Source organism: Zunongwangia sp. L-65 (genome assembly GCF_056859415.1).
In genome coordinates this window covers 17,699-39,196 of the sequence record NZ_JBSXOK010000022.1, presented here as the reverse complement: position 1 = coordinate 39,196, position 21,498 = coordinate 17,699, and the positions used below count along the sequence as shown (strand labels likewise).

Annotated in this window: 18 protein-coding genes; 4 read left to right on the top strand and 14 right to left on the bottom strand. The window is 37.1% G+C overall.

All coding sequences use genetic code 11. The features are described 5' to 3' along the window. Positions 1-86 precede the first annotated feature (86 nt). The 13 genes from AC13DP_RS01050 to AC13DP_RS00990 all read right to left on the bottom strand — a co-directional run bounded on the left by AC13DP_RS01050 (position 87) and on the right by AC13DP_RS00990 (position 15,827). Positions 87-689, bottom strand: a complete 603-nt coding sequence (locus AC13DP_RS01050; protein WP_013072067.1) for an FMN-dependent NADH-azoreductase — start codon at positions 687-689, stop codon at positions 87-89. 227 nt (positions 690-916) lie between these two features. Further along, positions 917-1,459 (bottom strand): helix-turn-helix domain-containing protein, encoded by a 543-nt coding sequence (locus tag AC13DP_RS01045; RefSeq protein ID WP_483067158.1) that lies wholly within the window; start codon positions 1,457-1,459, stop codon positions 917-919. 235 nt (positions 1,460-1,694) lie between these two features. After that, complete coding sequence (locus tag AC13DP_RS01040) at positions 1,695-4,025, bottom strand: T9SS type B sorting domain-containing protein (protein WP_483067157.1); 2,331 nt, start codon at positions 4,023-4,025, stop codon at positions 1,695-1,697. A gap of 226 nt (positions 4,026-4,251) precedes the next feature. Next, positions 4,252-4,962: a 6-phosphogluconolactonase gene (pgl, locus tag AC13DP_RS01035; RefSeq protein ID WP_483067156.1), complete on the bottom strand. Its 711-nt coding sequence runs from the start codon at positions 4,960-4,962 to the stop codon at positions 4,252-4,254. Further along, a complete protein-coding gene (zwf, locus tag AC13DP_RS01030) occupies positions 4,956-6,482 on the bottom strand; it encodes a glucose-6-phosphate dehydrogenase (protein WP_013072062.1) in 1,527 nt (508 codons plus the stop codon). Before zwf ends, pgl begins: the two co-directional genes overlap by 7 nt. Positions 6,483-6,505: 23 nt before the next feature. Continuing rightward, the gene (gene gndA / locus AC13DP_RS01025; RefSeq protein WP_272959339.1) at positions 6,506-7,912 is read right to left on the bottom strand and encodes an NADP-dependent phosphogluconate dehydrogenase; all 1,407 of its coding nucleotides are present in this window, start codon (positions 7,910-7,912) and stop codon (positions 6,506-6,508) included. Positions 7,913-7,942: 30 nt separating this feature from the next. Continuing rightward, positions 7,943-8,398 (bottom strand): RpiB/LacA/LacB family sugar-phosphate isomerase, encoded by a 456-nt coding sequence (locus tag AC13DP_RS01020; protein WP_347406213.1) that lies wholly within the window; start codon positions 8,396-8,398, stop codon positions 7,943-7,945. Between the two features lie 171 nt (positions 8,399-8,569). Then, positions 8,570-9,499 (bottom strand): YeiH family protein, encoded by a 930-nt coding sequence (locus tag AC13DP_RS01015; protein ID WP_347406212.1) that lies wholly within the window; start codon positions 9,497-9,499, stop codon positions 8,570-8,572. A 72-nt stretch (positions 9,500-9,571) separates the two neighbouring features. Then, the gene (locus tag AC13DP_RS01010; RefSeq protein WP_347406211.1) at positions 9,572-10,465 is read right to left on the bottom strand and encodes a LysR family transcriptional regulator; all 894 of its coding nucleotides are present in this window, start codon (positions 10,463-10,465) and stop codon (positions 9,572-9,574) included. An 88-nt stretch (positions 10,466-10,553) separates the two neighbouring features. Further along, the gene (locus AC13DP_RS01005) at positions 10,554-11,834 is read right to left on the bottom strand and encodes an MFS transporter (protein ID WP_228252121.1); all 1,281 of its coding nucleotides are present in this window, start codon (positions 11,832-11,834) and stop codon (positions 10,554-10,556) included. 229 nt (positions 11,835-12,063) lie between these two features. Then, on the bottom strand, positions 12,064-13,938 hold the full coding sequence (locus AC13DP_RS01000) for a M1 family metallopeptidase (RefSeq protein WP_347406210.1): 1,875 nt from the start codon (positions 13,936-13,938) through the stop codon (positions 12,064-12,066). A gap of 186 nt (positions 13,939-14,124) precedes the next feature. After that, the gene (locus AC13DP_RS00995) at positions 14,125-14,865 is read right to left on the bottom strand and encodes an SDR family oxidoreductase (protein ID WP_347406209.1); all 741 of its coding nucleotides are present in this window, start codon (positions 14,863-14,865) and stop codon (positions 14,125-14,127) included. Between the two features lie 65 nt (positions 14,866-14,930). Next, complete coding sequence (locus tag AC13DP_RS00990) at positions 14,931-15,827, bottom strand: helix-turn-helix domain-containing protein (protein WP_228252124.1); 897 nt, start codon at positions 15,825-15,827, stop codon at positions 14,931-14,933. A gap of 272 nt (positions 15,828-16,099) precedes the next feature. Here AC13DP_RS00990 and AC13DP_RS00985 point away from each other — a divergent pair, with 272 nt between their 5' ends. From AC13DP_RS00985 to AC13DP_RS00970, 4 genes are all read left to right on the top strand, one after another. After that, complete coding sequence (locus AC13DP_RS00985; RefSeq protein ID WP_347406208.1) at positions 16,100-17,617, top strand: FAD/NAD(P)-binding protein; 1,518 nt, start codon at positions 16,100-16,102, stop codon at positions 17,615-17,617. Beyond that, on the top strand, positions 17,604-18,518 hold the full coding sequence (locus tag AC13DP_RS00980) for an AEC family transporter (protein ID WP_347406207.1): 915 nt from the start codon (positions 17,604-17,606) through the stop codon (positions 18,516-18,518). Before AC13DP_RS00985 ends, AC13DP_RS00980 begins: the two co-directional genes overlap by 14 nt. A gap of 125 nt (positions 18,519-18,643) precedes the next feature. After that, positions 18,644-19,663 carry a zinc-binding alcohol dehydrogenase family protein gene (locus tag AC13DP_RS00975; protein WP_347406206.1) on the top strand — a complete coding sequence of 340 codons (1,020 nt, stop codon included), beginning with the start codon at positions 18,644-18,646 and terminating at the stop codon, positions 19,661-19,663. 189 nt (positions 19,664-19,852) lie between these two features. Next, entirely contained in the window at positions 19,853-20,278 is a 426-nt protein-coding gene (locus AC13DP_RS00970) for a BRCT domain-containing protein (RefSeq protein WP_228252128.1), read from the top strand. A 76-nt stretch (positions 20,279-20,354) separates the two neighbouring features. Here AC13DP_RS00970 and AC13DP_RS00965 read toward each other — a convergent pair whose 3' ends face one another. After that, entirely contained in the window at positions 20,355-21,455 is a 1,101-nt protein-coding gene (locus AC13DP_RS00965; protein ID WP_272959347.1) for an alkene reductase, read from the bottom strand. Between the last annotated feature and the right edge of the window lie 43 nt (positions 21,456-21,498).

Sequence of the window (21,498 nt, the reverse complement as noted above, 5' to 3'; positions counted from 1 at the left end):
CAACACAAGCTATAAAAAAAGCCTTTCGGATAGCATACCGAAAGGCTGATGGTCATTTTTCTTTTTCTTTTTCTTCTTTTAGCGCATTAAGCCAGCGATGTTGCTAATTGCTTTTCAGCTTTATTCAGCGCTTCATCTCTTAATTCCGGAATGGCAATACCTTCTACTCTTATCAATTCTACGTCTGTCATGCCAAGGAAGCCCAATACTTTGATCAGATAATCGGATACGAAATCGTAAGCAGGATTTTCAGAATACACTCCTCCTGAACTCATCGCGATATATACTTTTTTACCACTAACTAATCCTTGTGGACCTTCTTCAGTGTATTTAAAAGTAACTCCCGATTTAGCCAGGTGATCGATCCATGCTTTTAGTTGTGATGGAATTCCGAAATTGTATAAAGGTGCACCAATAACCAAAATATCGGCATCAAGTAATTCCTGGATAACTTCGTCCTGAAAAGCTATAGTTTCTCTTTGTGCTTCGGTTCTGTTTTCTTCGGGAGTAATGATGGCCTGCCATTTATCTGCAGTGATATGTGGAAAATCTTCTGCAACGAGGTTTCTTTCTACAACTTCACTATCAGGATTTTCTTTTTTTAGCTGCTCTAAAATTTTATTTCCTAAAGCCATACTATAAGAGTTCTGTCCGTTTAAGCTAGAAATCACATGAAGTATCTTTTTCATAATAGGTATTTTAAGTAAACTTTCTCAGGATAAATCCGTGAGACATTTATAAGAAATTGTTTATTTATTTCGAGTGTTCTATATTCTGTCCTAATGTTAAAGCTTATCAAGATCGGAAAACATGATCCTGATTCTCCATCAACATTTGTATATACAAATATATAAACAATACTCCTGCGATAAACGGTACTTCCATAGATGTTACTACTAACATTTAGTTTAGTAGTTTAAACATCCTGCTCTATAAAACGTTCACGAAATTCTTGCGGATTGGTATGGAAAACCCTGCATAGGGCAGTTTCAAAATCGGCAAAGTTGCTAAAACCACAAGCTTCGGCAAGGCATGCCAAATCGCACTCTTCATACTCGGGGATATTGATCATTTCCCTTACCTCCAACACCCTTAAATCGTCCAGATATTGATTAAAAGTGCACTGCTTCGATTTTTTAAGAATATAATCCAGCTCTTTTGAGGTGAGCATAAGATGCTTGCTGATTTCATCTATTTTTAAATTCTGAATTAAATAAAATTTTTCCCTTTGCATGATTTTATCGAGAAGCCTTACATATTCCAGGGCGGCACTATGATCGATATTAAGATGGTGTGAAGATTGCTCCTCCTCATTTTCTTCCAGTACTCCGCTATTGCAGATCATAATTAGAAAAAGAGGAAATAAGATGAATAAAACAAGGGTTGAGCCAGAAATAGCAAATATCCCCAAACTAACCAGCAACAAAAAGCCAACAATGTAAGATACGAACAAACTCATCGATGTGATTGTTTTATCTAAGAGCCTTCGTTAATAGTAGGGTGTAAAAACGCTACGGCTAAAAATTAATACTGTATTTTTAAACTAAATATTTGTAAATAGATAATGCAATTGTAATGCCATTTCTTCGTTTTGTTTAGTCTTTCATGAAATTTTATGAACATAAAAGGTATTTCAACTTTTATAACGGTAGTTTGTCGATAAGATTGTAGTAAAAAATACTATAAGTCCTTATTTAACGAATTAGGCTAAAATGGCCTTTTTCTTCCAGTTCTAAATCAATAATAGCATGAAACCAATAATCGTCTTCAGGAAGTGGTTTTCCATTAAAACTACCATCCCACTCCTCTTCTTTATTTAGGATCGCAATTAAATTCCCATACCTATCAAAAATGGAGACTTCTACCTCCTTATCCCCAATTCCAACAGGCTTCCAGGTATCATTAGCCCCGTCGTTGTTTGGGGTAAAATAATTAGGGAATCCAATCAGATGAATTTGTTCGCTGATATAAGAACATCCATTGACTTCTGTGATATCAATTTTATGAATCCCTGGTGCTACGCGATAAAAATTTCCTGTAGTATTGTTAATATGATTATCCAATGTAAATATGTAATCTGATTCATATTCAGTTTCAATATTAATGTCGTAAGAGCCATTATTATTAGCCTTCTTAGCTAATTGATAATTTACAGTTTCATTTTTGGTCAAAAGTGTAATCTCAATGGCGGCCGATAGCACTTCACAATTAGCATTTGAAACATTGTATATATATTTTCCTGGCTTATTTAATTGAGGATCGAACCTACCACCTGGTAAAGCAGGTTCCCAATAGCCATTTGAATCTGGAGTTCCTCCTAAATAATCAATTAAATCAAATGGTTTCTCATATTTACATACAGCAATACTTGAGCCTAATCCAGGGTCAGGCTGGTCTGTAAAAGTTACTTCAATTATAGCAGTTTTTGATACACAATAATTATTCACTGTATAACTATAAAGTCCTTCGGGATCTAAAGAAGGATCAAAAATCGAAGAATTAGAACTTAATTTGGGACTCCAGATCCCGCCTGCCTGAGCATTCGCACCCAAATAAGTAAATAGATCTACTATGCTTCCATTTTGGCATAGTTGAAGACTTACATCATCCCCAGGATGAAGTAAAAATGCTTCCTGAAAATCAGCAATACCATTATTATCTGCATCTAACGGTTCTTCATACCCTGATGACTCGTTAATAATTAACCCGTTTTCATCTACGGTATCCGGTAAACTCCCTAAGGTTCCATTATGATCTGGATCGTTAAATCCCGCTTCAATAACATCAAAACAACCATCATTGTCACTATCTAAATCTCTTTTATCCGGATAACCGTCATGATCTGTATCCCGACCTGGAATACCTTTATCTTCAATGATATCTGGAATTCCGTCGTTATCATCATCCAAATCAATATCGTCGGGAATTCCATCATTATCAAAATCTGGCAGACATTGTTCCTCTATTTCCTGCCTGCTACTGCATTTAGAAGGATTGTTTACAATTCTTACCTCGTCGTAAACTCCGCCATTAGCTAAAAGATTACAAATTGCGGAGCAATCGATTAAACTTTCATTGTTGGAAACAGTAAGACCGATAATCCCTAAATTACCACTAACTGAAGTTAGCCTTTCCAGTCCCGTTAAGGCTGGTAACGCGTTATTATTCTGAATACTTAAGGTTTTGTCAATTTTGTGAAGGTTGCGAAATCCGCTAATGCTTGGTAATTCAGGGTTATCTTTTATAATCATATGACCATAGACTCTTTCTAAATTATTAAATCCTGTAAATACTGTTAGTTCCATGGATTCACTAATTTCAAAATTTCCCCCTCCCAAGCTACCTATGGATTCTAGCTTATTAAATCCTTCTATTTCATTGATACCCGTTCTTCTAATGTACAAGTTATTTCCAACATATTTTAGTTCAGAAAATAATCCTACCCCATGTGCATAATCTTCCATTATAAGAGAACCCTTAATATATACTACTTTATTAAAGGCAGGAAATATACTTAAGACCAAACCTGCCTTATCCATTTGTAGATTCTTTTCGATAAATTTTAGGTTTTGAAATGCATCCAGCGACATTCCAAGCCTTTTCAGGTCTATAGTATTTACCTTCTCTAATTTATCAAAGCCCTTTAAATACCCTTTTATATCTTCTATATAAATATCATTTACCTCTACTAGTTCGTTGAAGGAATTAAGGTCTTTTAGACTGCTATTTTCCAGTATACGAAGATTACCATCAATTTTTGAAATCGCAAGATTTATGATAAAATCAACAATATTGGTATTTCTAATCGTCAAATTCCCTTTAATTTCTTCTATATTTTGAAGAGGTGCCAAACTGGTCACAGTTCCGGTAATTGTAAAATTTCCGTCTATAGTTTTACAGTTTGAATAATTTCTGGCAAATTTATCAAATTCCGCTTGAGAACTGATAGTAATATTTCCTGATGGACACTGGGCATAAATGGATATACTGAGAAAAAAAATAAGAAGTAATGTATATAATTTCAAAACGGTTAACCTTGTTAATTGATCGGCAATAATAAGCTATTGTATACAAATTTATGTTTTTATTAACTTTTTAATTTTAAAATTAATCTTCCTATCTCCTTAGATTCAGTACAATTTACTAATCTTAAATACTTTATAATTATTTAGTGAAGTGTTATAAAAAAAAGTCCAGACTGTTTTCACAGTCCGGACTTTTTAAAAGCTCGTATGTATTAATACCGTTCTACTATATTTTAGCGGCGGCTTCTTTATCCACATACCACATAAGTTCTCCCGCAGGTGCGATGATCTGAGAAGGATATTTCTCTATGTTCTTCTCTCCTTTAATCACCTCGTAAAGTGCATTTGCTTTCTTTGCACCAAAGGCAATAAATGCTACACTTTTAGCCGAATTGATTAATGGTGCGGTTAATGTAATTCTGTACATATCCTGAGGTTCCAGAAAATAAGCCGCGACTTTCTTTTCTTTTTCGTGAATTACTTTTTCTCCCGGGAATAAGGAAGCCGTATGCCCATCGTCTCCCATGCCCAAAAAGATGAGATCGAAGGTTTTACCATCTTCTAAGACCTGATCCAAAATCGCCGAATACTCTTTTGCATACTCTTCGGCCGAAATTCCGTCCTTATACATCGGGAAGATTTGTTCTTTTGGAATACTCACTTTATCCAGAAAATCCTTAAAAGCATTTCCCGCATTACTACGCTCGTCTTCTAAAGGAACCCATCGTTCGTCTCCCCAAAAAACAAAAATTTTACCCCAGTCTACCTGATCTATAAATTCTGTAGTTAGCAAATCGTACATGCCTCCGGGTGAAGATCCACCGGTTAAGGCAACAGTAAACTTGCCATGTTTTTCTATGGCAAGACCTGCACATTCTACAAAATGACGGGCAGCAGCACGACTGGCTTCTTCTTTAGTTTGATATATGTTTAGCATTCTTCTTGTTTCTTTTCTTTTTTTCCGGGTACGTTAATGGACCATACATGTCCCTGTTGCGCAATAAGGGCTTCTGCGTTTTCTGGTCCGTAACTTCCTGCCTGATAATTAGGAAAATTAATCGACTCCCTGCTATCCCAGGCTTCCTGAACGGTTTTTATCACATCCCAGGCTTCTTCTACCTGATCTGATCGCATAAATAAGGTGGTATCACCCAACATCGCATCCAGCAATAAGGTTTCGTAAGCTTCTGGTGTATGAGTAGAACAGCTATCATAATCAAAAACCATCTCAGAAGGATTAAGGTTCATTTCCAAACCGGGCTTTTTGGTCATAAAACGTAACCTGATATCCATTTGCGGTTGTAAGTTAATCGTTAGCTTATTGGGCATAATGTTATTGGACTGCTCACCGGGAAAGGCCGCGTGCGGTACGGGTCTAAACTGAATAGTAATCGAAGAACTTTTCTCCTGCATACGTTTACCGGTTCTTAAATAAAAAGGTACGTTTTGCCAACGCCAGTTATCGATAAAGAATTTAATTGCCGCATAAGTTTCGGTATTCGAAGTTTCGCTTACGCCCTCTTCTTCGCGGTAACCTGGTACCTTTTCTCCTTCTACCCAACCTGCGCTATACTGGCCACGAACGGCATTTTTGCTTACCTCGTCGGGTTTTATTCTGCGGATGGCACGTAAAACTTCTACCTTACGATTCCGAATCTCTTCAGCATCGGCAGAAATCGGTGCTTCCATCGCTACCATACAAAGAATCTGTAACAGGTGATTCTGGATCATATCACGAAGTGCTCCCGAACCTTCATAATAACCACCACGTGACCCCACACCTACCTTCTCTGCAACGGTAATTTGTACATAGTCGATATAGTTTCGGTTCCAAAGCGGCTCGAATAAAGCATTCCCAAAACGGAATGCCAAAATATTCTGTACCGTTTCTTTACCCAGATAATGATCAATTCTAAAAATTTGCTTTTCGTCAAAAGTCCGACGAAGCAATTGATTTAGTTCGATAGAAGACTCCAGATCATAACCAAATGGTTTTTCGATCACCAAACGGTCTTTTTCCAGCTCTTCTACCAGTTTCTGGTTTTTAAGGTTTGCGGTAATATCATCAATAAATTTGGGAGATACCGATAGGTAAAATAATCTATTGGCTCGTTCTCCCCATTCCTTATCAAGATTATCTAATTTGGAATGTAAATCCTGGTAAGATTTTTCGTTGGTGATATCTGATTTAAAATAATAAATCGACTCTTCGAACTTCTTCCAGATTTTTGAATCGGGATCGCGACGAGAAAATTCTTTTAATTTTTTATAAAGATCTTTTCGGTACGAGGTATCATCAAAATCTGATCTTCCCAATCCAAAAATGGCAAAATTATCTGCCATTCGATCATCGAGATAAAGATTATAAAATGCAGGGATTAATTTGCGACTGGCAAGATCTCCTGTTCCTCCAAATATAACAATGATCGTTGGGGCCGCTTTCTTTTCTGTCTTCATTTTAGTTTTAAATTAATTGAGGCTTAATTCCACTCAGTATGAAAAATACCCTCCTGGTCATTACGCTCATACTTGTGCGCACCAAAGAAATCCCGCTGTGCCTGGATAAGGTTGGTGGGTAAAATTTCACTTCTGTACGAGTCAAAATAAGACACGGTAGAACTAAATACCGATGAGGGAATTCCTTTGTCGATAAAAGCCTTTACCACATTACGTGCTGCAGCTTGTTTTTCTACTAAAGTCTTTCCTATAGTTTCATCTAACAAAAGATTAGGAAGCTCTGGGGATTTGCTGTAGGCCTGTCTAAAATCTTCTAAACAGGCGGCTCTGATAATACATCCGCCTCTCCAGATCTTAGCCACTTCTTCCAGATTTAAACCATAATCATACTCCTTAGAAGCAATGGTTAACTGGGCTAATCCCTGGGCATAAATAGTAATCATTCCAAAGTAGAACGCATCGGTTAATGCCGCAAAAAGTTCTTCTTCTGAAGTTTCTGAAACATCATCCCATTTTAACTGCTTTGAAGCTTCTACACGTTCTTCTTTATACTTAGAAATATCACGCATCTCTACCGCCGCATTAATAGAAGGGATAGGCGCCTGGATATCCATCGCGTTTTGAGAGGTCCATTTACCGGTTCCTTTGGCTTTTGCAGCATCAGAGATATAATTCAGTAAAATTCCTTTTCCGGTAACCTCGTCTTCTTTTTTAAGAATCCCGGCGGTAATTTCTACCAGAAAAGAAGCTAATTCTGAATTATTCCATTTCTCGAATAATTGCTGAATTTTAGCATCTTCTACTCCGTATCCTCTTTTCAAAAGATCATAAACCTCTGCAATAAGTTGCATAATGGCATATTCAATCCCATTATGAACCATTTTTACATAGTTTCCAGCAGATCCTTTTCCAAGATAAGTAACACAGGGCTCCCCGTTTACTTTGGCTGCTACGGCTTCAAAAATAGGGCGAAGTCTTTCGTAAGCTTCGGCATTCCCTCCTGGCATCATACTTGGTCCAAAACGGGCTCCTTTTTCGCCACCAGAAATTCCCATGCCAAAGAAGTGAATTCCTTTTGCAGCAAGCTCATCCACCCGGCGGTTGGTATCGGGAAAATAAGAATTCCCTCCATCTACCAAAACATCACCTTCTTCTAAGTAAGGTAATAACGAAGCAATCGCAGCATCTACAGGTTTTCCCGCAGGAACCAGAAGCATGATCGCTCTGGGCTTACGAATTAACCCGCAAAACTCTTCTGCCGAGGTGGTTCCTTTTATCGTGTGCTCTTCTGAAGCTTCTTTTTCCAGCGATGCCGCTTTTTCCGGATCCAGGTCCAGCCCGGCTACAGAAAATTTATGGTCGGCCATATTCAGTAAAAGGTTTCTACCCATTACTCCAAGACCAACAATTCCAAAATCGAATTCTTTCATGATTCAGTTTTAGGTTCTTAACTATTCTATTTATTTAAAATTCTTTTTCTCTATATCCAAGACTTTATCCAGACGTCTCACAAAACGCTCTTCCTGCTGAAATTCAGCTTTTAAAAAAGCCAGAATGAGCTCCAGAATAAGTGAAGTGCCCAGCACTCTTCCGCCCACACAAATCATATTCATATCATCATGTTCCACTCCCTGGTGTGCAGAATAAGTTTCTGAAATTAATGCTGCACGAACACCGGGAAACTTATTAGCCGCGATAGACACGCCTACCCCACTGCCACAAACAGCGATAGCCCGATCTATTTTATGATCGCTTAAAGCCTTTGCTAAAGGAGTAACCACATCTGGATAGTCGTCGTCACTTTCATATTCGAATGCACCAAAATCCTGTATATCGAAATTTTTCTCTTTTAAAAGTTCCAGTAACTTTACTTTTTGTTCTAAGCCGGCATGATCTGCAGCAATTCCGATTTTCATGAAGTGAATCTTTTGGTTTTAATCATTTCGAATGCTAAAATTAACTAATTAAATCTGTTTCACGGTAAGACTAAACCTTATAAAAATACTAAAACCTTTGAAATGGTGAAGTTATACCAGTATTTTAGAAAAATGTCCTACTCAATAAACCAGGTTTTGATGATTTTGGCTTCAATTTATTAATTGCAACACTCCGATTAAAGAAACAATACTGATAAAAATCCATATAAAAATAGCTAAAATCACCGGTTTAATTCCCACCTTCATAAAGCTTCTATAGTTTAACGTACTCCCAATTAAAAATAATACGAGTGTTAGGTCCATTTTGGAAATCCACACAATGTTTGGAGCTACAACTTCTATATTAGGAATATAGGTATTGGCCAGGACTGCCAAAATAAAAAGACCGATAAAGTAAGGAACTTTAATCTTTTTAAGTTTGGTATGACTACTTAAGGCAAATAGTACAGACACCGGCAGAATCCATAACGCCCGGGCTAATTTAACCGTGGTAGCAATCTCTAAAGCTTCGTTGCCATACACCTGCGCTGCACCTACAACAGAGCTGGTATCATGGATGGCAATAGCACTCCAGATCCCAAATTGCTGTTGACTCATATTAAAATAGTGGCCTAAAACCGGGAATAAGAATAAAGCAATACTATTTAATAGAAAAACACTGCCAATAGCAATAGAGATTTGCTTAGCATCTGCTTTTATAATGGGAGAAATCGCAGCAATGGCACTCCCTCCACAAATTGCGGTACCCGAACTTATTAATTTGGTAATTTTTTGATCGATCTTAAAAAGCTTACCTATTGCAATCCCTAATCCAATGGTTAAAGTAATTGATAGCAGCGTAAAAACAAATCCGTCTTTTCCGGCGGCTAGCGCTTTATCGATATTCATACCAAAGCCCAGGCCAATCACCGAAATTTTCAGTAACCAGTTAATGCCTAACTGTGTTTTATGCTGAAAGGGATGCTGAAAAAATTGTGCAAATACAATCCCGGCAGCTAATGCGATAGGCGGATTTACCACCGGAAGCATGCAAGCCAGGCAAAGTATAACAAATAAAGCGGAAGTAGCTATAGATTTCATAAACCGAATATATACCCCAAAAGTACCCCCGGTTTTGCCTGAAATCAAATGATAAATAGTTATACTATATAACTAAAAGTTATAATGATGTTGTAGGAATTTTAAAAATACCGAATTTAATTTGGAATGATGTCCCTGCTGTTGGATAAAAAAGAAATCACGCTTAATTTGTAAATTTTCGATATCAAGAATATAAAAATCACCATATTTTAATTCTTTTAGCACGGTATTAATACTTAAAAAACTAGCGCTGTGCCCATTAGATAGATATGACTTTATACTTTCTGAACTTCCCAGCTCTAATTCGATATTTAGTGCTTCTGCTTTTACGCTTAGATGCTCAAAAGCTTTTAGGATCACTTCACGGGTTCCCGATCCCTTTTCTCTTAAAACAAGCGGGATATCCTTTAATGCCGACATCGAAATCTGGTTGCTCTTGGCCAGTGGATGTGATTTGTGGACCACCAGTACAATTTCGTCTTCTAAAAAAGCTTCGTAGGCAAGCTCCCGATTTTTTGACTGCCCTTCGATAAAGCCTAATTCTACCGAATTATTCATCACTGATTTTTCTACTTTCTCGGTATTCATATTCAGTAAATGGATCTTAATTTTGGGGAATTTCTGGTGAAACTTTGCCAGTACTTCAGGTAAAATATACTGGGCGATAGTGGTACTGGCGGCAATTCTAAGGCTTCCTTCGCTTTTATCGATCAGCGAATTCATGTCGAACGCTGCTTTCTCATATTGCTGAAAAATAAGCTTACTATGCGAAAGCAATAATTTACCGGCTTCGGTAAGTGCGATGCTGTTTCCCTTTCGCTTAAAAAGCTTTTGATTGAAATGGGCTTCAATTTGCCTGATATGCCGGGTCACCGCTGGCTGTGTAATATGAAGGTCTTCAGCTGCTTTAGAAAAACTAAGCCTGGATGCCACACTTTGAAAAACCTGTAACTTAAAATCGAACATTATAATCAAAAGTAATAAAGATGTATGTTACGTACAACTTATTCGCAATTGAAATACAAGTTATCATTACAAGTTATCATCTTAAAAATTATTGATCATTTGCTTCATGTGCATCTATATCTTTTTGTAAATCTAATCTTCTGAAGGTAGGGGATATAAAGCCGGTAACCAAAACAGTAAGTACAGTCATACTTCCGCCAAAGACAACCGCTGTTACTGTGCCCATAATTTTAGCCGTTAAACCGCTTTCAAAAGCACCAAGCTCATTAGAAGAACTAATAAACATCGAGTTTACCGAAGATACACGACCACGCATATGATCTGGTGTTTTAAGCTGTAAGATGGTTTGTCTTATTATCATGGAAACCCCATCTGTCATGCCGCTTAAAAAAAGAGCAAAAACCGATACCCAAAAATAGGTAGAAAGGCCAAAAATGATGATGGAAAGCCCAAAACCAAAAATGGCAGCCAATAATTTAATACCAGCTTTTTTATTTAACGGAAAATAGGCCGATGTGAACATGATAAGGACTGAGCCTATGGCCGGTGCTGCTCTTAATACGCCAAAACCTTCAGGCCCCACTTTTAGAATATCCTGGGCAAAAACAGGTAAAAGCGCCACCGCTCCACCAAATAAAACAGCGATCATATCTAAACTTATCACCCCAAGAATAATTTTTGTATTGACCACAAATTTTACACCTTCTTTTAAACTTTTTAAAACAGGTTCACCCAGTTTGGGATTTAAAATTGGTTTTTTAGGAATACGTGTTAATGCGATGACAGCAATTAACGAGAACCCAAAAATCAATAACATCGACCAGTGTACCCCGATCCAATGGATACTAAAACCAGCCAGCGCCGGTCCTAAAACGGCAGCCAGCTGATATATCGAACTGTTCCAGGTGGCGGCGTTTGGATATATTTTTTTAGGAACAATAAGGGAAAACATAGAAAATAAAGAAGGGCCTAAAAACGCACGGACAATCCCTCCGAAAAATACTAAGGAATAAATTCCGTATAAAATCCATTGTTGCGGAAGATCACTAACAAATTTTGGCCAGGTAAGTAAAAATAAACCCGCACTTATTAAAGAGAAACCCAGTATACATTTCATTAAAAGGCTTTTCTTCTCTTTTTGATCGACCACATGCCCGGCATACAGGGATAGCGTAACGGCGGGAATCACTTCCATTAAGCCAATTACTCCTAATGAAAGCGGATCTTTAGTAAGCTTATATACTTCCCATTCAATAACAATAAATTGCATGGTTCTGGCAAAAACAAATGCAAAACGCATACATAAAAAGATATTAAATTCCTTGTAACGCAACGCGGCGTATGGGTCTTTGCCAGATATTGATGCCATAACTTTTTATTAGCGTTTAAAAAAGCCCCTGCTCCCTAAGGGATCATGAGCTTTTTAATTTCTCTCCTCAATATGGTTTTATTCTTAGAGGTTCGTATTTTTTTGTTGTAAACTACCTCAAGGCAACCCCATGAGGTAGTTATCAGATATTTTTATTTGCAGCCCTCGCTTCTTCATAATAGCTATCGAGTCGGGAGCATTCCATATCGATTATCCAGAGCTATTAAAGTTATTTAGACCAGGTATTATTCTCTGGTGTGGCATCCATCCAAATTCCGCCTTCAAGGCTAACCGATTTTAATGCCTTTTCAGTTTCAACAGTTATAGAAACCTGATCTTTAGTTGTTTCCCAAATGCTAGATTTTTGATGAATATTTTTTGTAGTTCCATCAGTAAAAGTAAGTAAGACATCAAAAGGAGCCGGCATTCCTCCTATATTTTCAACCACGATTGCAGCCGAACTGTCCTCCTGTTTTACGCTTTCAATCTTAAAATCTATATAATTCGGTTGAAAATACCAGCGATCCCAAAACCAGTTCAGGTCTTTTCCGCTAATATCATTAATGCTGTAAAAGAAATCCCAGGGAATGGGATGTTTGCCGTGCCAACGCTCCATATAGCCTTGTAATGCTTTTTTAAAATCTTTATCACCTAGCATATCTTTTAGCGCCAAATATCCCAGAGCAGCTTTTCCGTAAGAGTTATTTCGATACACCGGGCCGCTTAAAATATTGGACGGTGTGATAATGGGTACCTCCTGCTCCATATTATCATCACCAATCCATCGTTCGACCCTAAAGCTTTTAAAATCTTCAACAGCCTTTTCTTTCCCTAAATCTTCGATTCCTATTAAATGTTCCAGAGTGGTCGCCCAGCCCTCGTCCATAAAGCCAAATCGTGTCTCGTTGGTACCCATATAAAAAGGAAAATAGGTATGGGCAATTTCATGTTCTGCCACAAAACGCGCCAGATTAGGATCTTCATGTGAATTATCGTTTACCATCATTGGATATTCCATATCTCCATGGCCTCTTACCAGCGTAGATTTTGAGTATGGATAAGGAATACCAGGGTAATGATATGAAAACCAGTTTAAAGCATGATGACCGTAATTCACCATTTCATGAAAATCTTTAGAAACATTGTCGTAAGCCGCCTGTACGCTTACACGACGATTGGCGGTAGAATCCACCACTACACTGGCGGCATCCCAGTTGTACTCGTTACTAACCGCAATAGCGACATCGGTAATATTGGACGCTTTCCATTTCCAGGTATTGGTACCCTCTTTGGTGATTTCTTTTTTCGCCAGATCATCGGGAGTAACAATACGAATTACTTCATCGCTTTGCATTGACTTCTCCAGCTTTTTCGCATATTTTTTCTGCAATACTTCCTCCGGATTAAGCAAATCTCCAGTCGACCATACCAAAAAATCTTCAGGAACACTTACGTTAATTTCATAATCATTAAAATCATTATAAAACTCCTGCATCCCGAAGAACGTCATGGTATCCCAACCCATATAATCGTCGTAAACGGCTACGCGAGGGTAAAAATAAGCAAGGAAAAACGTATTCTCTAAAATAGCACCTTCTCGCCCACTTTGTTTAGAAACCTCAAAATGCCAATTAATACTCAGGTTAATACTTTCACCGGGGTGAAGCGGTGTATCCAGGCTCATCATTTTATTGGTACCATCATTTTCTGAATTCCATTCCTTTTTAGTACCGTTTTGTGTATAAGAGTCTATCTGTATCCCGTTGGTCATATAATCTTCTGAAACCATTCCCAAACGTGCAGCACCAGGTTTGTGGTTATTCAGTATTAATTTGAAATTTAGGGAGTGTAAGGTCTCCGGACTGTTATTGGTATAGGTAATTTCTTCAGAACCGGTAACCTTACGATTGGGGGGATCTAGCTGAACATTTATCTTATATTTCGCTGAATTTTGCCAGTAATTTTTACCCGGTTTTCCGGTTTTACTTCTAGTTTCGTTTTCGTAGGCCTTTTTTACATCCCTGGGCACATATAACTCCTGACCAAAAGAAAAACTTCCCATCCCAAGAGAAGCCAGGCATACTGCTATGATGGATTTTCTCATTAAATTAAATGTATTTTTTGCCTAAAATAAGTTATAGAAACTACATAGCCTTAAACTTTACGTCCTTTTCAGTATTTCATGAGTATTCTGTTGAATTATCGATTTAGCAACTCTATTTATGCAAATAATTCAAAATAAAAACCGACTAATTTAGTCGGTTTTTAAACTTTCAATAAATATTATTTTTTACCACGGACTTACATGTGGGGCCTCATTGATCTCGTGTGAAAAATAAGCTGAATTCCTACCGTCTTTCGGTAAATCGATATGATCGTATAAAAACCTGGCAGAATCTTCTACGCTTAAGCCTCCCTGATGATCATTAAAATCTGTGGCAGTGTACCCGGGATCGATAACATTTACCTTAAAATTGTCATCTTTCAATTCGTACGCCAATACTACGCTATAGGCATTTAAAGCTGTTTTTGAAGGACCGTAAGCTCCGGTTTTAACATCGTAATGATCCCAATCTGGATTGGTGTGTAATGTAAGGGAGCCTAAACCAGAGGTAATATTATTAATTCTTGGACGCTCTGATTTTCTTAGCAAGTCTAAAAAAGCCTGTGTAACATTAATCACTCCAAAAAAGTTGGTATCAAAAACCTCACGAATAACTTCGGTTTTTACGCTTACTGCTTTTTGATCCCATCCTCCTAAAATTCCGGCATTGTTCACTAAAATATCAAGTTTACCAAAGCGTTGCTTCACTGTGGCTACGGCGGCGTTAATGGAATCCTGATTGGTTACATCAAGTTGCACTAACTGTACCTGGTCTAAACCGCTTTCTTTTAATATGGCAACCGCATCTTCTCCTCGTTCTTTATTTCGGCTACCTAAAAAAACAAAGTAATCGTTTTGGAGCATCGTTTTAGCAAGTTCGAAACCTATGCTTTTATTCGCTCCGGTAATTAAAACACTTCTCATCATTTCATTTTTTAAGTAATGTAAAACTAGCCTGAGATTTTAAGTATTCGATAGCAGACTTTCAGGAATTAATGGTACATTTTCCTGATATGAGTTTTATAAGCTAAAGGGGTAAAGCCCGTATGCCTTTTAAAAAAGCGATTGAAATAGGAAGCGTCTTCAAAACCAAGATTAAAGGCTATTTCCTTCATTGAGTTTTCTGAAAAATAAATAAGCCTTTTCGCTTCCAAAATAATCCGATCCTGTATATGTTTGATCGCAGATTTGCCACTTTGCTGTTTAATCATTTCTCCTAGATATCCGGCAGAAATATGGAGCAGATCAGCGTATTGCGAAACTTCGTGCTGGGTTTTATAATGCATTTCTATCAGCTCCCGGAAGTTTTCCAGTATCAGGGATTCAGGTTGAGCGTCAATCGACTTAAATTGTTGGGTATATAGTCGGCTGCAATAAACCAGCAGGATATTTACATAAGATTGTAGCATACTGTGTTGCCAGTCTTTGGTTTGATGATATTCCTTAAAAATACTGGATAAAATATTTTCGATGAATTGAAAATCCTCTGCAGCTAAATGTAACTGATGCGCTTTATGTGCATTTTGAATAATAGGTAATTCCTTTGCTCCATTTTGTGGATCTAATGACAGAAACTCTTTAGAAACGGATAGCGCATAGGAGATGATAGCGCAGCTTTCCTCCTTTAATTGCACCTGTGAGGGATGCGTAAAATATAATGTTTTAGGAAGAATATCATAAGGTTTCATATCAATCCAGTGTCTTCCGCCCTCTTTGGCATCGATTACCAACGCAAAAAAGAAATAATCTTTACGATGGGGAATTAAAAATTCTGGCGGAATATCTGATTCCTTACGATCCACTTTTTTGATCTGAAATTGTGAATTTCCGGTGTGCGGATCTATATCCAAAGGATAGGTCACAATCTTATTTGCTAATTCAGATTCCATTAAAGATTTGGGTTTAAAGAATAAAAGTAACCAAAAATCACCAAACCACATTAGGGCATTTACATGAAGCATCTTTAAGGAGATTATTCTTTATTGAAAGCATTCCGATATCTATTACCATCGGATTTCAACGATTTTTCAAGCCCCTGGTTTGCATATTGGTCGTCGCATTTAGGAGAGACCCACCTAAAAAGAGGATTCTCTTTAAATTAAGTTAATAATTTTACTGCTCCTTCCCTATTCATTACATTACCAAAAAGCCAGAAAAAGAAATGAAAAAAATTGCCATTATTGGTGGTGGGGCCTGTGGATCTGCTGCTTTAATTGAGCTCATTATTCAAAGTATTAGTGCCAGTTTACAAAATCAAATTTCGTTTGTACTTATCGAGCGTCAAAAAAAAGTGGGCTATGGATTAGCATTTGGATCCAAACAACCTTCGCATATTTTAAATACCCAGGCCGATATTATGGGTATTTATGCCAACGAACCGGCTGATTTTGCCGAATGGCTAAAAGCGCATGGCGGAAAATACCGAAGTGATGTAAAAAGCGAAAGCGATGAGGAAAACGCCTATACCAGCAGGTTGCTCTATGGCCATTACGTGGCAGAGCAATTAGAGGAAAGCATCAGGAAGGCTAAAGCAAGCCAAATTAACATCGAAGTTATTGAGGCGGAAGCTTATGATATAGATCGATTGGAAAATGAAAGACTGCTTATTCATTTAACCAATGATTCTACGACTGAAGTAGATGAAGTATTACTAGCGCCCGGTACCCCCAAACCTAATACCTTTAAGCATTTTAAAGATAATTTGAATTACATTGATTTTCCCTGGCCTACCAAAAACTTATTAGAACGAACCGGGAAAAAAGATCATGTAGGCATTTTAGGAACTAGTTTGAGTGCTATCGATACGGTCATGAGTTTAGTAGATAATGGCCATACCGGAAAAATCACCATGTTTTCACCAGACGGAATGTTACCCAGGGTGCAACCTGACGAAAACAAAGATTTTCAACGCAAATATCTCACGCTTTCTAATTTACATAAGCTAAAACGTGAAAAAGGTCATCCTCCCAGGGCTAAAGAATTATTTCGATTATTTATAAAAGACGTAGAAGAAACGGAAGGAAACCCCCTTAACTGGAAGTCGTTTAACCGGGATTCTAAAGATCAGTTACCTTTATTGGAATACGACATTAGCGTAGCTGAAAAAGGCGGTGATTCGTTACTGAATATGGCCTATTCCATGCGTTATGATACCTCGAGGATATGGAGTTGGATGAGTTTGCATGAACAAATTATTTTCACAAAATGGTTAGGTAGGCATTGGACGATTACCAGACATGCTATTCCGCTTCATAATGCGAAAAGACTGGCGAAATTAATGAAAGAGGGACAACTGGAAATCATACCGCAAAATAACGAAGTAAGTTTTATTCAGGAGAAAAATCATTTTAAAATTACTACCGGGAAAGATGGAATTTTTGAAGTAAAAAAACTCATTAATGCTACGGGAAGTGCTGCGAAATTAGAAGAGATGCAAAATATCCTGGTAGAAAACTTATTAAAAAAGGACTACCTAAAACCACATCCTATCGGGGGCACGGTGATAAATCCACATACCATGCAATGTATTTCAGAAAAAGGAGGCGAGCATATCTATGCGGTAGGACATTTAGTGAATGGCATGTTGATGGATGTTAATGCCGTTTGGTTTAATGTAAAAACAATCGCAAGACTAGCCTCTGAAATAATCTTTAAAACCACCGCTAATGGACACGTTTAAATCCCTTTATCTAAGTTTGCTTCCTTATTTATGCTGTATCCCCATTGGCTATTTAATTAGCAAAAGAGACTGGATCCCTAAATCGTGGATACATAAGCCGCTTTTATTTGTATTGCTACCTATACTGGTGATTGATCATGTGTTAAATGCAGGATTTTCAAACCTGGTCATTTTAGCGGTCATTTCATTTTTGTTGGCATTTTTAATGATTTTCCCTGCGATACTTGTGAATAGATCTATCGACGATTCTGGTGATATCAATATTTTGAAAAGCGGTTTTTCCTATTTTAATGTCGCTTTTTTTGGTATACCAACGGTAAAATCTTTATTTGGAGAAGATGCGGTAACCACACTTATTTGTATTTATGTGGGAACGGCGCTCTATGGGAATATAATAGGTTATATTCAGGTGGCTAAATCTAAATACAGTACAAAAAAGGCAATCATCGAAGTCCTGAAAGTGCCTTTTATCTATATTATTATACTTGCCCTGATTTTAAAAGCTTTTAAAGTAGAAACTCCCGAGGCTGTAAAACCGATAGTAAGTGTGTTGGGAACTATAGTCTCTGTAATGGGGATGCTTATCATAGGTATGAATTTAACAAATATCCGGTTTAAATCCTTAAACTGGGGATATTATGGCAAAGTGCTGGGCGTACGGACAATTTCAGCAGTTATAATTACTGCGGCCTTAATGGGCTTAGAATATTGGCTTATCGATGGTTTAGACAAAGAGCAGCGGCAGGTTATGGCCTTAATTCCGCTTTTTCCTATCGCCGCAAACCTGGCCGTATTTTCTTCTTTTTTAAAGTCTCAGGAAAAAGAGGCTGCTTTACTCATCGTGTTTTCTATGGTTCTTTCTTTGATTCTAGTACCATTGGGTGCTCTCATTTTTGCCTAAAATCTAAGAAGTAACTTATAGAGCACATAAGATTGTTATGCCGGGAAAATGCTTTATGAATTTAAATAAATGTCAAAGTTTTTGTCGAAGCAAATGCAAATATTAATTTCAACAAAAAATTAATTATGAAAGCTATAGGAATAACAAAGTCTCTACCGGTAGACGATAAAAATTGTTTTATCTCTTTTGAAACCGAAAAACCAATGCCAGAATCCAAAGACCTTCTGGTAAAAATCCATGCGGTTTCTGTAAATCCGGTAGATTATAAAGTCAGAAAAAATGCGGCAAAAGATAAAGAACTCGATGAACCAAAAATATTAGGTTGGGATGCCGCCGGCATTGTGGAAGCAGTAGGAAACGACGTATCGAATTTTAAGGTAGGTGATGAAGTTTATTATTCCGGTGAATATGAAAGAACGGGATGCAATGCAGAATTTCAGTTAATAGACTCCAGAATAGCCGGGCACAAACCTTCTAATTTTTCTTTTGAAGAAGCTGCCGCTATGCCTTTAACCGCCATTACCGCCTGGGAAGCAATTTTTGATCGTTTGCGACTGCAAAAAAATGGTGAAAATGATAAAAAGCTATTGATTATTGGTGGTGCTGGGGGTGTTGGTTCTATCGGGATCCAGTTGGCTAAAAAATTAACCAACATCCAGGTAATTGCTACGGCCTCTAGAGAAGAAACCAGTGAGTGGTGTAAAAAAATGGGAGCCGATATGATTGTGAATCATCATGATTTGGAAAATGAGATGAAAAAGGCGAATATCGAAAATGTAGATTATATCCTTAACTTTTTTGATACCGATATGCATTGGCAAGCCATGGCAAACCTTATCAAACCACAGGGGCATATTTGCTCGATTGTAGAAAATAAGAATCCATTAGACTTAAATAAATTAAAAAATAAAAGTGCAGCTTTTCATTGGGAATTCATGTTTACACGTTCTCTTTTTAAAACCGAAGATATGATCCAACAACACAAAATCCTGGAAGAATTGCGCTTACTTTTTGAAGAAGGCTCATTAATATCTACTTTAAACAATACCTTTGAAGGATTAGATACTCAGGTATTTAGAGAAGTTCACGAATTACAGGAGAGCGGTAAATCTATTGGAAAAAACGTTATTAAATTTATAAGCTAAGCTTAATTAGTATATGGGATAAAAAAGGATTTCAAGACTGGAATCCTTTTTTTTATACATTTTAAGATTTGGGTTAAATATTCCTTAAACCCTGTTTTTTGCATGAAATTGGAAGCTTGAATATATATTTTCGTGACGAAAAATTGAGCTTAACAACAAACTAAAAAACCATTATAAAAAATAATTGCCATGACGCCCCAAACCTTAATTATTGCCACTTACATTCTAATCTTCCTATTCATCTCATTTTTAATATTCAATCACCTGGCTGATAAGCAAAAAACTATAAAATCCAATAAGAAAAGAACCATAGCAGAAGAGTTTAAAGGTCAGAAAGTCCTTATAGACGGTGATTTGAATAAGGATAATAAAACTGAAATAAAAGAACAATTAAAAGCCTGGAATGTAGAAGTCGAACCTAAAATGTCTACAGAAACGGGGATTTTAATCACAGGAAAAAATGCTGATGAACTGGTGATTGAAGAAGCTAAAGCTTTTGGTACTAAAATCTATTCTGAAGAATCCTTTCTGGCCTTAAATAAAGCGCCACATTATGTACTTCATAAAAATACCAGACCATTAAAGAAACGGGCCACAGTAAAAATAAGAAATTAAAGTACGTTATACTTAACAAAAAAATCCCTGCAATTTATTTTTGCAGGGATTTTTTATTGAATAGTTATTGTTTTTCTTAATCTCTTGCTTTCACCGGATAATCCAAATATCCTTTTTTACCAGGAACATAAAAAGTATCTTCATCCCAATCTGTAAGTGCGATATCTTTTTCAAATCGCTCTACAAGATCTGGATTAGAAATATAAAGTTTTCCGTAAGCAACTAAATCGGCATTACCTTCTTCAATCACTTTATTTCCTTTTTCCTGATCAAAGCCTGCGTTGATGATTAAAGTGCCTTTGTATAATGGGCGATAATGTTTTGCGATTTCAGCAACAGCAAATTTATTATCAGACACATCGGTAAAAGGCTCTGATAAATGAACATAAGCTAAATCGTACTCGTTTAATTTGTTTACGATATAATCGAATGTTGGGATGGTTTCTTCATCCATGGTCATCCCAAATGGCCCATCTAAAGAAGGATTTAATCGTAGTCCTATTTTATGTTCTGGCATTACTTCCTTAATCGCATCAATCACTTCAAAAAGAATTTTAGCACGATTTTCTATACTCCCACCATATTCATCACTTCTGGTATTGGAAGTTGCGTTAAAAAACTGGTGTAACAAATACCCATTAGAAGAATGTATTTCTATACCATCAAAACCGGCTTCCATCGCATTTTTAGCACCATTTTTAAAATCTTCTATAGTCTTTTTAATGTCTTCAATAGTCATTTCTTGCGGAGTCACGGTATCTTTAAACCCCTCTGGAGTGTAAGATTGTGCGTTTGGATTTATTGCAGAAGGTGCCAACGGCTTTTCTCCGTTATGGAAATCTGGGTGGGACATCCGTCCTACATGCCAAAGCTGAATAAAAATTCGGCCATTCTCGTCATGCACCTTTTTAGTCACCTTCTTCCATCCTTCAACTTGCGCCTGCTTATAGATTCCGGGAACATTTACATAACCAATGGCATCATCACTAATAGGAGATCCCTCAGTAATGATTAATCCTGCTGAGGCTCTTAAGGCGTAATAGGCTGCTTCAAAATCCTCACGTGGGGCATTTTCAGGATTATCTGCACGGCTACGGGTCATTGGTGCCATCACTACACGATTAGGTAGTTTAAGACCATTTAAATTATACTCTGTTAATAGCGGTTGTTTAGTCATAGTTATTTACTTTTTTTAGGGTAAAGAGGCCTTAATAAAACGA

What these genes read in the sequence shown, in the direction of transcription:
- gndA (WP_272959339.1), bottom strand. Translation starts at nt 7,912, where the DNA reads ATGAAAGAATTCGATTTTGGAATTGTTGGTCTTGGAGTAATGGGTAGA.
- AC13DP_RS00980 (WP_347406207.1), top strand. Translation starts at nt 17,604, where the DNA reads ATGGACACGTTTAAATCCCTTTATCTAAGTTTGCTTCCTTATTTATGC.
- AC13DP_RS01020 (WP_347406213.1), bottom strand. Translation starts at nt 8,398, where the DNA reads ATGAAAATCGGAATTGCTGCAGATCATGCCGGCTTAGAACAAAAAGTA.
- AC13DP_RS01045 (WP_483067158.1), bottom strand. Translation starts at nt 1,459, where the DNA reads ATGAGTTTGTTCGTATCTTACATTGTTGGCTTTTTGTTGCTGGTTAGT.
- AC13DP_RS01010 (WP_347406211.1), bottom strand. Translation starts at nt 10,465, where the DNA reads ATGTTCGATTTTAAGTTACAGGTTTTTCAAAGTGTGGCATCCAGGCTT.
- zwf (WP_013072062.1), bottom strand. Translation starts at nt 6,482, where the DNA reads ATGAAGACAGAAAAGAAAGCGGCCCCAACGATCATTGTTATATTTGGA.
- pgl (WP_483067156.1), bottom strand. Translation starts at nt 4,962, where the DNA reads ATGCTAAACATATATCAAACTAAAGAAGAAGCCAGTCGTGCTGCTGCC.
- AC13DP_RS00985 (WP_347406208.1), top strand. Translation starts at nt 16,100, where the DNA reads ATGAAAAAAATTGCCATTATTGGTGGTGGGGCCTGTGGATCTGCTGCT.
- AC13DP_RS01015 (WP_347406212.1), bottom strand. Translation starts at nt 9,499, where the DNA reads ATGAAATCTATAGCTACTTCCGCTTTATTTGTTATACTTTGCCTGGCT.
- AC13DP_RS01000 (WP_347406210.1), bottom strand. Translation starts at nt 13,938, where the DNA reads ATGAGAAAATCCATCATAGCAGTATGCCTGGCTTCTCTTGGGATGGGA.
- AC13DP_RS00975 (WP_347406206.1), top strand. Translation starts at nt 18,644, where the DNA reads ATGAAAGCTATAGGAATAACAAAGTCTCTACCGGTAGACGATAAAAAT.
- AC13DP_RS00970 (WP_228252128.1), top strand. Translation starts at nt 19,853, where the DNA reads ATGACGCCCCAAACCTTAATTATTGCCACTTACATTCTAATCTTCCTA.
- AC13DP_RS00965 (WP_272959347.1), bottom strand. Translation starts at nt 21,455, where the DNA reads ATGACTAAACAACCGCTATTAACAGAGTATAATTTAAATGGTCTTAAA.
- AC13DP_RS01050 (WP_013072067.1), bottom strand. Translation starts at nt 689, where the DNA reads ATGAAAAAGATACTTCATGTGATTTCTAGCTTAAACGGACAGAACTCT.
- AC13DP_RS00990 (WP_228252124.1), bottom strand. Translation starts at nt 15,827, where the DNA reads ATGGAATCTGAATTAGCAAATAAGATTGTGACCTATCCTTTGGATATA.
- AC13DP_RS00995 (WP_347406209.1), bottom strand. Translation starts at nt 14,865, where the DNA reads ATGATGAGAAGTGTTTTAATTACCGGAGCGAATAAAAGCATAGGTTTC.
- AC13DP_RS01005 (WP_228252121.1), bottom strand. Translation starts at nt 11,834, where the DNA reads ATGGCATCAATATCTGGCAAAGACCCATACGCCGCGTTGCGTTACAAG.